Annotated in this window: 12 protein-coding genes and 2 pseudogenes; 5 read left to right on the forward strand and 9 right to left on the reverse strand. The window is 46.2% G+C overall.

The annotated features are described in order from the left end of the window. The coding region (locus ACNPNW_RS02115) for a transposase (RefSeq protein WP_448766444.1) at nucleotides 1-244 on the reverse strand (244 nt) is incomplete at its 3' end. A gap of 161 nt (nucleotides 245-405) precedes the next feature. Between ACNPNW_RS02115 and ACNPNW_RS02120 the strand changes: the two genes are divergently transcribed. Continuing rightward, nucleotides 406-576: a hypothetical protein gene (locus ACNPNW_RS02120; protein ID WP_005251766.1), complete on the forward strand. Its 171-nt coding sequence runs from the start codon at nucleotides 406-408 to the stop codon at nucleotides 574-576. Nucleotides 577-658: 82 nt separating this feature from the next. On the opposite strand, the gene ACNPNW_RS02125 is transcribed toward ACNPNW_RS02120, so the two are convergent. The 6 genes from ACNPNW_RS02125 to ACNPNW_RS02150 all read right to left on the reverse strand — a co-directional run bounded on the left by ACNPNW_RS02125 (nucleotide 659) and on the right by ACNPNW_RS02150 (nucleotide 7,893). Continuing rightward, nucleotides 659-1,720 carry an enoyl-CoA hydratase/isomerase family protein gene (locus ACNPNW_RS02125; RefSeq protein WP_448766445.1) on the reverse strand — a complete coding sequence of 354 codons (1,062 nt, stop codon included), beginning with the start codon at nucleotides 1,718-1,720 and terminating at the stop codon, nucleotides 659-661. A 25-nt stretch (nucleotides 1,721-1,745) separates the two neighbouring features. Next, on the reverse strand, nucleotides 1,746-2,519 hold the full coding sequence (locus ACNPNW_RS02130; RefSeq protein WP_448766446.1) for an enoyl-CoA hydratase: 774 nt from the start codon (nucleotides 2,517-2,519) through the stop codon (nucleotides 1,746-1,748). A 19-nt stretch (nucleotides 2,520-2,538) separates the two neighbouring features. Next, nucleotides 2,539-3,666: an acyl-CoA dehydrogenase family protein gene (locus ACNPNW_RS02135; RefSeq protein ID WP_448766447.1), complete on the reverse strand. Its 1,128-nt coding sequence runs from the start codon at nucleotides 3,664-3,666 to the stop codon at nucleotides 2,539-2,541. A gap of 59 nt (nucleotides 3,667-3,725) precedes the next feature. Beyond that, nucleotides 3,726-5,375 (reverse strand): AMP-binding protein, encoded by a 1,650-nt coding sequence (locus ACNPNW_RS02140; protein ID WP_448766448.1) that lies wholly within the window; start codon nucleotides 5,373-5,375, stop codon nucleotides 3,726-3,728. An 86-nt stretch (nucleotides 5,376-5,461) separates the two neighbouring features. Then, on the reverse strand, nucleotides 5,462-6,352 hold the full coding sequence (mmsB, locus tag ACNPNW_RS02145) for a 3-hydroxyisobutyrate dehydrogenase (RefSeq protein WP_044110429.1): 891 nt from the start codon (nucleotides 6,350-6,352) through the stop codon (nucleotides 5,462-5,464). Between the two features lie 11 nt (nucleotides 6,353-6,363). Further along, complete coding sequence (locus ACNPNW_RS02150; protein WP_005246360.1) at nucleotides 6,364-7,893, reverse strand: CoA-acylating methylmalonate-semialdehyde dehydrogenase; 1,530 nt, start codon at nucleotides 7,891-7,893, stop codon at nucleotides 6,364-6,366. Between the two features lie 177 nt (nucleotides 7,894-8,070). Here ACNPNW_RS02150 and ACNPNW_RS02155 point away from each other — a divergent pair, with 177 nt between their 5' ends. Both ACNPNW_RS02155 and ACNPNW_RS02160 read left to right on the forward strand, forming a co-directional pair. Further along, a complete protein-coding gene (locus ACNPNW_RS02155) occupies nucleotides 8,071-8,955 on the forward strand; it encodes a LysR family transcriptional regulator (RefSeq protein ID WP_448766449.1) in 885 nt (294 codons plus the stop codon). Nucleotides 8,956-9,124: 169 nt separating this feature from the next. Beyond that, nucleotides 9,125-9,802: a type 1 glutamine amidotransferase domain-containing protein gene (locus ACNPNW_RS02160; protein ID WP_448766450.1), complete on the forward strand. Its 678-nt coding sequence runs from the start codon at nucleotides 9,125-9,127 to the stop codon at nucleotides 9,800-9,802. Nucleotides 9,803-9,918: 116 nt separating this feature from the next. On the opposite strand, the pseudogene ACNPNW_RS02165 reads toward ACNPNW_RS02160, so the two are convergent. Next, nucleotides 9,919-10,761, reverse strand: a pseudogene (locus ACNPNW_RS02165) (AMP-binding protein); the annotation flags it as partial. 2 nt (nucleotides 10,762-10,763) lie between these two features. Here ACNPNW_RS02165 and ACNPNW_RS02170 point away from each other — a divergent pair. Continuing rightward, nucleotides 10,764-10,925, forward strand: a pseudogene (locus ACNPNW_RS02170) (MarR family transcriptional regulator); the annotation flags it as partial. A gap of 75 nt (nucleotides 10,926-11,000) precedes the next feature. Here the strand turns inward: ACNPNW_RS02170 and ACNPNW_RS02175 are convergent. After that, complete coding sequence (locus ACNPNW_RS02175; RefSeq protein ID WP_448766451.1) at nucleotides 11,001-12,272, reverse strand: MFS transporter; 1,272 nt, start codon at nucleotides 12,270-12,272, stop codon at nucleotides 11,001-11,003. 356 nt (nucleotides 12,273-12,628) lie between these two features. On the opposite strand from ACNPNW_RS02175, the gene ACNPNW_RS02180 reads away from it, so the two are divergent. Continuing rightward, nucleotides 12,629-13,344: CaiB/BaiF CoA transferase family protein (locus ACNPNW_RS02180; protein ID WP_448766452.1), on the forward strand; the 716-nt coding region annotated here is incomplete at its 3' end.

Below are 13,344 nucleotides of genomic sequence, written 5' to 3' on the forward strand. Positions count from 1 at the left end.
TTGAAGAAATTAATTTAAATATTTTCATTAACTTATCATTTTTACACCAACGATTATATTTTTTAAAGATTGAGTTATACGAACCAAATTCTTTAGGCAAATCACGCCATGGGCAGCCTGTTCTTATTCTATAAAGTATTGCTTCGACAAAATTTCTCAAATTAGATTTGAAATAGATATCAAAATTTCGGAAAATAGAAAGTAACTTAGACCAGTGTTGATCATTCAGCATTGTACGAGGCATAGCGAGAAGTAAATTTAGTTTGGCGATTAAATTTTACTTTCTCGCTATTTTTTTGAACAGAAAATGTCAACAGACCCTAAAATGATTCCAACAAATACTTACCCTCGTAAAAATAAGCTCTTGTTATAGTAATTTCAGCCAAACCTGATGAGGATATTAAGATGCCTAGAGGTGACAAATCAGCCTATACCGATAAACAGAAACGGCAGGCTGAACATATTGAAGAAAGCGAAAAAGAACGTGGTCGTTCTGAGGAAGAAGCCGAACGTATTGCCTGGTCGACGGTCAATAAACAAGACGGCGGTGGCAAGAAAAAGAAAACGTCCCACTAAATAGAATTCATGTCGATGAAAGTATGGGACAGATACAAAGACCCTCTATAATTAAATTATAGAGGGTCTTTTACCATCAGCTTTAAGTAATATTTTCGATACGCTGCTGAGTCCATGCTGGCCAGAGCTTTTCCAGTGTTTGTTCAAATTTTGCATTTTCGGTTCGCCATTTTGGATTTTTGTCCTTATCAATAATCAGTGCACGAACGCCTTCAATAAAGTCGCCCTGCTCTAACCAGACATCTTGTAAGTCCCGTTCCAGCTGCATGCATTTTTCTAGCGACAAATTCTGTCCAGCTTGCTGTAACTTCAGGCTGGTTTGCTTGGCCATAACCGGACGCTGCTGCAAAATGGTTCGCATCTTATTGGCCCAGTCCTGATCAGTTGAATTACTTGTATGAGCAAGACTCTGTTCAATCTCCTCCAGGTGTTGATAGCCAAAATGCTGATTAATTAGATCTGCACGTTTTTGCAGCTCACTTTCCACCGGATGCGTAATATAGGAACTAATGATCTTTTGAATCTCAATCGGGTTTAATACCGGTGCTGCAATCAATGCTGCTTCTAATTCAGCAAAACGCTCACTCGGCACATGATAATCCACCAGATCCAGATACAGCGCATCACTGCTACTGATTTGCTCACCAGTCAATGCCATATAGACACCGACTTCATCCAGTCGGGACAGAAAATGGGTAGCACCGACATCGGGGAAAAAACCAATCGCAGTTTCTGGCATGGCAAAACGTGATTTTTCACTCGTAACTTTGATATGACAGGCTTGAGCCAATCCAAAGCCTCCGCCCAGTACATAGCCATCCATCATCACGATCACGGCCTTTGGAAAATTACGCAAGGTGCTCAGCATCTTATATTCAGTGGCAAAAAAATCCTGATATTGGGTATTGCCGGCCTGATAGCTGTCATACAGATAGCGGATATCTCCTCCGGCACAGAACGCCTTGGGACTGTTGGAATTGATCAGAACCGCTTGTACCTGTGGTTCATGCAGCCACTGATCGAGTTGCGCCTGAATGCCCTGAATCATCGCCAGGGTTAAGGCATTTAAATGGCTGGTGCGGTCCAGGCTGATAATGCCCAGCCCCCCTGCGATCCGAATCGCTAAATTATTTTCATCACTCATTCTTTTTGTTCCTATTATGAATTTCTTATTGATGGGTAAATTTGGCTGGGCGTTTTTCCACAAAGGCCTGCATGCCTTCCTTTTGATCGGAACCTGCAAAAATGGAATGGAATACCCGGCGTTCAAAGCGCAGGCCTTCAGCCAGGCTCACTTCAAAGGCCCGATTAATTGATTCTTTAATCATCATCACGGCAGTAAGCGATTTTTCAGCAATTTTTTCGGCAGCTTGCAGGGTTTGCTCCAGCAATTCTTCCTTGGCAAATACCCGAGCCACCAAACCACTTTGCTCCGCTTCCTGCGCCCTCATCTGCCGTGCAGTCAGGCACATTTCCATGGCTTTGGCCTTACCAATCGCCAAGGTTAAACGCTGGGTACCACCAATGCCGGGCAACACGCCTAAGGTCACTTCAGGCAGACCAAATTTTGCATTATCAGCGCAGTAAATAAAGTCGCACATTAAAGCCAGTTCGCAACCACCACCCAAAGCATAACCACTCACTGCGGCAATTAAAGGTTTACGACGCTGCGCAATTCGATCGGCCAGACTGAAAAAATCATCCAGATAAATTTGCGGAAAATTCAGATCTGCCATTTCTTTAATATCGGCACCAGCGGCAAAGGCTTTTTCCGAACCGGTAATCACAATACAGCCAATTGCCGGATCTTTTTCCAGCTGATCCAGTGCCTGATTGACTTCAACAATCAGCTGGTTATTCAGTGCATTTAACGCTTGTGGGCGGTTTAAAGTAATTAGGCCGACCCCGTTACGCTGTTCGAGTAAAATCGTTTGCCATTGCATGAGATAAATCCTTTTAAAATTAGAGGCTGCGTGCAATCACCAAGCGCTGAATATCGCTGGTGCCTTCATAAATCTGACAAATCCGCGCATCCCGATAAATCCGCTCAATCGGGAAATCTTTGAGATAACCATAACCGCCAAAAATTTGTAGCGCCTTGGAGCAGACACGTTCTGCCATTTCTGAAGCAAATAGCTTGGCCATGGAGGCTTCGGTTAAACAGGCTTCACCGGCTTCTTTCTTGCGTGCTGCAAAATGCACCAGTTGCCGTGCCGCTTCAATTTCAGTCGCCATACTGGCCAGCCTGAAGGAAATTGCCTGCTGTTCAAAAATCGGTTTGCCAAAGGCCACGCGGTCATGCGCATAGGCCGTTGCTTCTTCTAAAGCGGCACGTGCCAGGCCTACCGCCTGTGCCGCAATGCCGATCCGACCACCTTCCAGATTGGCCAAGGCAATTTTTAAACCTTCACCTTCGGCACCGAGTCTTAAACTTTCATGAATGCGGACATCGGTTAAGGCAATCTGACAGGTATCCGAAGCATGCAGACCAAGTTTTTCTTCGACCCGAATCACTTCATAACCGGGCGTGTCGCGCGGCACTAAAAATGCACTCATGCCTTTTTTCCCCGCGCCTGGATCAGTCACGGCAAACACAATAATCATCCCGGCATTGTGGCCAGAAGTAATAAACTGTTTGGCGCCATTGATGATGTAATGATCGCCGTCCTTGACCGCCCGGGTTTTAATCGCGGCAGCATCCGATCCGGTATGTGGTTCGGTTAAGGCAAAGGCACCAATCATTTCACCTTGGGCCAAAGGCTTTAGAAATTGCTGCTTTTGCTGTTCCGTGCCGAACTTGAAAATCGGCACACAACCCACCGAGTTATGTACGCTCATAATCGCGGATGTTGCACCATCGGCCGCAGCGACTTCTTCCAAGGCCAGAACATAAGCCAGCGTACCTGTGCCCGAGCCGCCCCATTCTTCCGGAATCAGCATGCCTAAAAAACCCAGCTCTCCCATTTGGGCCAAGGCATCTTTGGGAAAGATGCCTTTTTGATCCCACTCGCTGGCAAAGGGTTTAATCTGTTCCTGGGCGAAGCTTTTGGCCATATCCTGAATCAGGTGTTGTTCTTCCGTTAATTGCATCGATGCTTCCTTCAATCTCTTTATTTAATCTTCTTATTCAATCTGTTGGCTTTATGAGCTTATGCAGTTTTGGATTGCTGCTTGTTGATTTCCTGATTGCGCAGTAAAAAGCGTTGAATTTTACCGCTTGGGGTTTTCGGCAATTCGGTCACAAATTCAATCAGACGCGGATAGGCATGCGCAGATAAACGCTTTTTCACAAATTGACCCAGCTCTTCCTGCAGCTCGGCAGTTGCAGGAGAATGACCAGCCAGAATCACAAAGGCTTTAATGATTTCGGTCCGCTCGGGATCCGGTACGCCAATCACCGCCGCTTCAATCACGGCATCGTGTTCCAGCAAGGCACTTTCCACATCAAACGGCCCCACCCGATAGCCCGAGGTAGTAATGACATCATCACTACGTCCCACAAAACTCATACTGCCATCGGCATGAATTTCCGCGGTATCTCCGGTTAAGTAGTAATGGCCGACAAAAGGCGATTTGCGGCTTTCTTCATAGCCCGAAAACCACATCATTGGCGATTGGCTGATATCCACCGCCAGAATGCCCGGAACGTCCGCAGGGAGCTCATGACCCTGTTCATCGACAACGGCAATCCGGTAACCCGGGCTGGCAAAACCTGCTGAACCTGAACGCACCGGATGCTCCAGCGCATGATGGTTACACACCACCATACCGACTTCGGTCTGGCCATAATGGTCATAAATCGGCACATCTAGCACCTCTTTAAACCAGCGGATCACTTCCGGATTTAACGGTTCTCCCGCACTGCTGACGACACGTAATTTACCGCGCAGTTTTGCCATTTGAGCAGGATCGGCTGCCATCATCATGCGGTAAGCGGTCGGTGCACCAGCCAGATTGGTAATGCCATATTCCTTAACAATGTCGCAGACACTTTCCGCATTAAACCCACCTTCATAAAACAAGGTCGAGTGTCCAAGTATTAAGGGGCCAGTAATCGCGTAATACAACCCGTAGGCCCAGCCGGGATCGGCAATATTCCAGAAAGCATCTTCAGGAGTCAGACCAATGGCATTTTGCATATAGCTTGCAAAAGCAATCAGCGCTTTTAAAGGGACTTTAAGCGGTTTCGCTGGTCCAGTGGTGCCCGAGGTAAACATCAATAAAAATGGATCATCAACATTCAGGATCTCCAGCTCACAAGCTTCAGCCTGACGGTTTAATACCGTCCAGAAGCTGAGGTCGTGCGGATAGCGCTCTGCCTCAGTTTCGGCATGTACCGTCACAATCGGTGGACAGTTGCTGATCTCGGATAATTTGTCCCGATTCGCCAGATCAGTCACCACCAGCTTGCTTTGCGCCAGCTGAATACGATGCTCGATGGCTTTGGGACCAAAGGCCGTAAATAAGGGTTGATAGACAGCACCAATCCGCCAGGTTGCCAAAATAGTAATGATCAACTCGGGAGTACGTGGTAATAATCCGGAAACGCGGTCGCCTTTACCAATGCCTTGAGACTTTAAAAAGTTGGCAAACTGGCTGGAATATTTTTTGAGTTCGGCAAAACTATATTGTTCTTTTCTGCCATCTTTACCATGCCAGTATAAGGCAATGGCATCGGAATCGGCATGACGGTCACAGCATTCATAACAGGCATTTACTGCCTGCATGGAACCGGAGAGATACTGGCTTGCAACCGTATTTAAATCAAAGTCTTGAACCGTTGTTTGATAATCTAACATGTTAAACCTCAGCCTGAATTTATCGTTATTACTGACAAGGTGTAATTATTGAAGCGAATCCTTGCTCCATCTGAATCTTTTAAGTTTTAAGCAGGTGGCGTGGTGTATTGATGCATGATGCTGGAGAAGTCCAGATGGGCATCACCTTCCTGACACAGTTGTTGATAGAGTTTCTGTACCATGCTGCCGAGTACCACCGGCTGATCCACCTGTTGCGCGGCATCGACAGCCAGCCCCAAATCTTTGAGCATCAGTTGTGCGGCAAAACCGTCGGTATAACCCCGCGATGACGGCGCATTGGCACAGATATCTGGCCATGGATTATAAATTTCAGAACTCCAGCAACGTCCAGTGGAACTGTTAATCACGCCAGCCAAGGCCTGTGGATCAATGCCCAGTTTGGCTCCGAGTGCCATCCCTTCAGCCACCGCAGTCATGGAAATTCCCAGAATCAGGTTATTACAGATTTTTGCCACCTGTCCTGTTCCCACCGCACCACAATGCACCAGATTTTTACCCATACAGCCGAGAACCGGTTTGACGGCCTCAAAAGTGGCATCATCTGCACCGACCATAAAGGTCAAGGTCCCGTCTTTGGCACCCAAAGTACCGCCGGATACCGGTGCATCACAGACGCGAATCTGCTTGACCTGAGCTGCTACAGCAACTTCCTGAATGGTTTGCGGATCAATGGTGCTGCTGTCGATACACAAACTGCCCGATTGAAGTACCTTCAGAATACCGTGTTCACCTAAATAGACTTCACGCACATGCTTGGCTGCGGGCAACATGCTGACCACGATCTCCGCCTGCTTCGCGGCAGCTTGTGGACTGTCGCAGACGATACCGCCCGCTTCTGCAAAATGCTGTAAAGCCACTGCGCTTAAGTCATAACCAAAAACCTGATGACCGGACTTGAGTAAGTTTTGCGCCATGGAGCCGCCCATGTTGCCTAAACCAATAAATGCAATCTTCATGCTGATGCTCCTTAACGCAGACTGATCGTGGTATTGACACCGGTGGTTTCCTGGTCATCTTCAAACCAGCGGCTGGTAATGGTTTTGGTCTGGGTATAGAACTGCACCGCCTGTTTGCCATAAGGACCTAGATCACCCAATTTTGAACCGCGTGAACCGGTAAAACTGAAGAAAGGCACAGGTACAGGAATTGGAATGTTAATGCCGACCTGACCAATATCAATTTGGTTCTGGAAGGTACGTGCCGTATTGCCATTCTGGGTAAACAGTCCCACACCATTGCCAAATGGATTGGCATTAATCAGCTCAATGGCTTGCTCTAAAGTATCGACATGCATGATCGCCAGTACCGGGCCAAACACTTCTTCCTTGTAAATGCGCATCTCGGTCGTGACCTGGTTAAAAATCGTTGGACCGACAAAATTACCCTGCTCATAACCCGGAACCTGTACATTACGGCCATCTAGCAACAGTTCTGCGCCCTGTTCAACACCACTGTTAATCAAATCGATTACACGAGCTTTGGCACGGGTTGAAATCACCGGTCCCACATCGGTATTCGGTTCATGTCCGGCATTCACCTTTAAGGTTTTGGTTTTATTGACCAGTTCATCGACCCAGTGCTTGGTCTCACCGACCATTACCGCCACGGAAAGTGCCATACAACGTTGACCTGCTGCGCCAAAAGCTGCACCGACCAAGGCATTTAAGGTCTGTTCTTTATTCGCATCTGGCATCACCACCACATGGTTTTTGGCGCCCATCATCGACTGCACACGCTTGCCGTGTTGGCCTGCAAGGTTATAGACATGCGTGCCGACTGCAGTCGAACCGACAAAAGAAATCGCCTTGATATCGCGATGGGTACACAGTAGATCGACCACTTCTTTGCCGCCATGTACCACATTCAGTACGCCTGCCGGCACACCTGCCTGAATCGCTAACTCAACCAGCATCATGGTCGATAGTGGATCCTGTTCAGAAGGCTTTAAGACAAAGGTATTGCCGCAGACAATCGCCATCGGGAACATCCACAGTGGAATCATCGCCGGGAAGTTAAACGGTGTAATTCCTGCACAGACACCTAGTGGTTGCTGCAAGGTATAGGTATCGACACCACGTGCCACCCCTTCAATATACTCGCCCATTTGTAGGGAACCGATCGAACAGGCATGTTCCACCACTTCCAGACCACGCTGGATATCACCTTCGGCATCAGCCAGGGTTTTGCCTTGTTCTGCCGTTAAGACTTGGGCAATACTTTTTAAATTGGTACGAATCAGATCCTGCAGTTTCAGCATGATTCGCATACGGGCCTGAATTGGAGTCTGGCGCCAGCTGGCAAAGGCATTTTGCGCAGCCGCAATCGCAGCATTGACTTCTTCAGCAGTGGCAAAAGGCACCTGACCCAAGACTTCCTGAGTGGCAGGACTGATAATATCTTGCCAATGGCTGGTTTTTGATTCGACAAATTCACCATTAATGAGGAGTTTTGCGGTGGTGAATCCGGTACTTTGCTGTGGATGAGAAATGGCGTTCATGGTCGCTCCGTGCTGGTTTGTTATTGTCGTTGTATCTGCCTTTACTGGCTTTTATTTAACGTATAATTTTTACGCTGTTTCAGCAGACTAACAAAGAACACTTTGACCACCAATAGAAATTGGTGCACGATGGTTGTGCAAATATGCACAGGAATTTAACAGGATGTTAAATAAAAAATGAAAGTAGATTGGGATCATTTACGCTTTTTTTTAGTTTTGGCGCGTGCTAAAACACTCACCAACGCAGCACGCTTAATCGGGGTTGAACATAGCACCGTAGCGCGGCGGATTCAGGCCCTGGAAAGTACTTTAGGTACGCAACTGTTTAAGCGCGAAGCCACCGGTTATGAACTAACCTCGGAAGGTCTGGCACTGGTGCCGCGTGTGGAACAGATGGAACAGTCCTTTATCCAGATTGACAAGCGCCATGATCCCTTGCAAGGTCGGGTCCGGATTGGTGCGCCAGAAGGTTTTGGCACGGCATTTTTAGCTCGTCTTTTGGCAGAATTTTCCCAGCATTATCCTTTGCTGACCATTGACCTGATTCCGGTACCGAAAGCGATCAAACTTTCACATCGAGAAGCCGATATTGTGATCGCGATTGACCGGCCCAAATCTGGTCCGTATATCATTACTCGTCTAACCAATTACTGTCTAAAGCTGTATGGCAGTAAAAATTATTTACAACAAAATCCCCCAATTAAACGGGTAGAAGATTTAACCCAGCACCGTTTTGTCGATTATATTGATGATCTGGTCTATAGCACTGCACTGTATTCGCTGGAGCGTCTTCCCTTGCAGGTCAGTGCCTGTTTTCGCAGTAACAGTATTCTGGCGCAGGAAATTGCCGTGCGTGCAGGCGCTGGACTGGCCATTTTACCGAAATTTCTGGTCAATGATAAAAGTGAACTCGAAGAAGTTCTAGGTGATCAGGTCAGTTTTACCCACACTTTCTGGATGCTGACGCTAGTCGATCTTCAACATGAACCAAAAATAAAACTGGTCTGGGATTTCCTGCGCAAGCAGGCTGATCTTCAGCAAGATCTGTTAATGGGCAGATGAATATTAAATACAACTGTGCTGTATATAGAGTCCCTCTTTAAGTTAAATCAACTGAATTAACAACGTATCGATACAGCAAATGAACGTATCACAACACTGCTGACCTCTGTGGCTTGTTAAATTAACAGTCGATTATTCACGATGTTTAAACCAGAGACAGGAAAATAATATGAAAATCTTGATGGTACTGACTTCACATGACCAGCTGGGTGATACTGGCAAAAAAACCGGCTTCTGGCTGGAAGAACTGGCTGCACCCTATTACACCTTTGTTGATGCAGGCGCAGAGGTAGTTTTGGCATCTCCTGCAGGTGGTCAGCCACCGCTAGATCCGAAAAGTAATGAGCCGGATGCGCAAACCGAAACCACCAAACGCTTTGAAGCAGATGAAGTGGCCATGCAGGCACTTGCCAATACGCATAAACTGAGTGAAGTTCTCAATCAGGATTTTGATGCCGTGTTCTATCCGGGTGGTCACGGGCCACTATGGGATCTGGCCAAAGACCAGAATTCCATTTCTCTAATTGAGCAAACCTTGCAGGCAGATAAACCTGTGGCACTGGTCTGTCATGCACCCGGTGTCCTGCGTGATGTCAAAGATGCCGAAGGCCGTTCTATTGTAGAAGGCAAGATAGTCACCGGTTTCAGCAATACCGAAGAAGATGGCGTGGGTTTGACAGACATCGTTCCATTTCTAGTGGAAGACATGCTGAAAGAAAAAGGCGGGAAATATTCCAAAGCTGAGGATTGGGAGGTTCATGTACAGCGAGATGGTCTGCTCATTACCGGGCAGAATCCGGCCTCTTCTGCTGCCACTGCTGAAGCTTTATTAAAATTATTAAAATAGATGTGATTCTAAAGTTTGCATTAAACCTTTAGATCATTTTCTTTGTCAAAGAAAAACCCTGAATGATGCAAGATTATTCAGGGTTTAATTTTTGTATATTCAAAGATTTAGTTTGTTTAAACTGCCGTTGAGGCAATATACTGAGCCAGTAATTCTCTGAGTTTAAACTTCTGGATTTTTCCCGATGGGGTCATCGGAATATCCTCCCAGATTTCCAGGCGTTCCGGCAGATATTGCATAGCCAGATTATGAGTTTTCAGGAAATCTACCAGCTCATTAAAACTTAACGGCTTTGTCTGATCTTTCAGCTTGATGATTGCACAGGAACGCTCGCCCATTCGCTCATCTGCATAAGCGACCAAAGCTACTGTTGCAATATTCGGATGCTTATAAAGTAGTGATTCAATTTCCGCGACCGGAATATTTTCTCCGCCACGGATAATCACATCTTTCTTGCGGCCGCAGATCCGGATATAGCCCTGCTCGTCCTGATAGGCAATATCGCCAGTATCAAACCAGCCTTCAGTATCTGTATCGTTCAAATGTGGACGTTTTAAATAACCACCAAAATTTGAACAGGTGCGGATCATCAAACGCCCGGATTCATTCACGGCTTTGGTCTGACCTTTTTTATCCACGATCTTGATTTCCACACCTGGCAAAGCGATGCCATCAGTATTGAAAGAGCGTTCATCCTCATCTTCAGGTAGAGTCAGCGTCACCGCACCACATTCGGTCATACCCCAGGCTGATATGACTTTAGCACCCAGAGTTTCCCGGGCTTTTTGCACCAATGGACCGGGAATGGGTGCACCGGCACACAGGAAAATTTTTAGTGAATCGACTTTATCATGCTGTTCTGCCACGGTATTGGACAAATCATTCAAAAATGGGGTCGAGGCCATGGTGAAATTCACCTGATGCTGATGAATCAGATCCACGGCTTTGGCTACATCCCAGCTTGGAAACATGGGACAACTTGCAAGCTGATTTCTTTGATTTTTATGGTCAGGCCTTAAATAAGCTGGCTTTTGATGATGTGATTACCCTGATTCATCTGCTCAATAAAGTAAATGATGGTTTAAAAAGTATTCATCTGCATAAAGAAGCAGATCAGGAATAAACAAATAGAAATTCAGCTCTAATTGATGAATATAAAAAAAGAGCCTGTATTCAGGCTCTTTTTTTGAAGTTGAAATTATGCTTTTTGTGGATCGTATTGATGGTCTTTAATGAAAATCCCGGACACTGCGCCACACAAGAAATAGGCACCGCCCATAATCAGGAAGCCTAGACCAATTGAACCACCGCTGGCTGCCGCGCCAATAATCGCAGGTGCAAACATGGCGCCAATACGACCTGCATTATAAGCACCCCCTACTGCAGTACCACGAATCGAAGTGGCAAAGCTTTCCGTCATATAAGTGGCATTAATCGCATATGGAATACCATACAGGAATCCAAAGAAAATCAGCAGATAGGCAATGTTATCTGGCGTATTGAATAGCACAATCACGGGCAGGAAAATCGCCGTTCCAATTGCTCCAAACGAAAAGACAGCGCGTCTACCCAGACGGTCTGCAGCAAAGCCCGCCAGAATTTTTCCGAAAATCATGGCTACATAGGTACCAATCATATAGCCTGCCATGGATTTAAAATTCATGTGCAATTCAGATTCCAGATATGCCGGCATCCAGTTGTTTACGCCATAGTAGCCAAATTGCAGAAAACCGGCCGTAAAGATCCACAAAATAAACATTCTGCGATTCGCAGGATCCGCGAAAATCTCTTTGACTGTGCTTTTTTTGGCGGGTTGCTGTGCTGTGATTTCAGCTGGGGCATATAGACGCTGCAAACGTGCACGCTGCCAGGATTCTGGCTCAGGAACCAGTTTCTGGATAAAAATCGCCATAACCGAGGGAATAATGGCAATAAAAAACAGGGTTCGCCAGCCATATTCTGGAATGATCCAGCCTGCCAGTACAGTGGCCACAATATAACCGACGGTCCATCCTGCCTGTAAGGTACCTAAAACCGTGGTGCGATATTCAGTTGGAACATATTCAGCCATGAGCGTATTGGCTGCAATATATAAAGAGCCTATGCCAAAGGCAGAAAGAAAGCGTAAAACAGCAAATTGTTCAAAGTTCTGTGCAAAGCCTAAGGCTGCGGTCAATATGGAAAATACCAGAATCGAAATGACTACGGTACGTACACGGCCCAGACGGTCACAGGCCCAGCCACCCATAAAGCCACCAATCGCCATACCTGCTAAGGTAAAACTGCCTAGTGTACCGGCCTGCAGATTACTGAGACCAAACTCTGCTTTCAGGCTATTTAAACTGAAAGACAGCAGCAACATGTCCGCGCCATCTACCAGTAAAGCCAGAAAGGCGAAAATAAAAGCAATTTGCTGCGTTCGTTTGGTCGTAGGTTTAATCTTTTCTAATTCTCTCGCTAAATCCGTCATATTTAAATCTCTGTTTTCCTATCCTTAGGTTTTCATGATCTTTTATATTTAAAGCTATTCCGCTAATGAATATGCTTTAAGGCTAATCCGTTTTTAATTCACTTGATTGACTCCTTTTTTAATCCTGTCTGGGAGATCGCTTTTTCCTTTTTATCAGTGACCTCTTGTTCTTCGTTCATACTTATATTTGCATCAGGCTAAAGAAAATAAGATGAATATTCATCATTTTGGATGTTTTATTTTGTTATACGAAATTTATTATCATAAAGTTGATTGTTCTTTCATTTTCATATAGCTTTAAAAAGAGGGATAAGAACGATATGTCATTTGAATATGATCGAACAGGGAGCGTAATAATGGGTGCCTTAACAGGATTTCGTGTACTGGATTTAAGCCGGATTTTGGCTGGGCCCTGGTGTAGCCAGATTCTGGCTGATCTGGGTGCAGAAGTGATCAAGATTGAAAAACCGGATCATGGGGATGATACCCGTATCTGGGGACCACCTTGGCTTAAAAACAATCACCAGCAAGATACCCATGAATCGGCTTATTACCTGTCAGCCAACCGTGGCAAGCATTCGGTTGCAATCGATTTATCTACACCTGAAGGTCAAAGTATTATCAAAAAACTTGCTGAACAGAGTGATGTAGTCATTGAAAACTATAAAGCCGGTTCGTTGAAACGATATGGGCTGGATTATGAAAGTTTGAGCCAGCTAAATCCGCGACTGGTATATTGTTCCATTACCGGTTTTGGCCAGAACGGTCCGCGTGCTCAAGAGCCGGGCTATGATTTTATCGTTCAGGGAATGGGCGGCATGATGAGTGTCACTGGCGAACGTGATGACTTGCCCGGTGGTGGCCCGCAAAAAGCAGGTCTGGCCTTTGCCGATTTGACCACCGGCTTATATGCCGCAATTGCCATTCAGGCGGCTTTGTTGTCCCGTGAGAAAACCGGTGAAGGTCAGTATATTGATATGGCGCTGTTAGATACCCAGGTCGCTTCCCTCTCTGTTCTGGCCATGAATTATCTCACCTCAGGCAAAGTCCCCGGTCGCTTCGGAAATGCACA

The organism is Acinetobacter endophylla, from assembly GCF_053543775.1.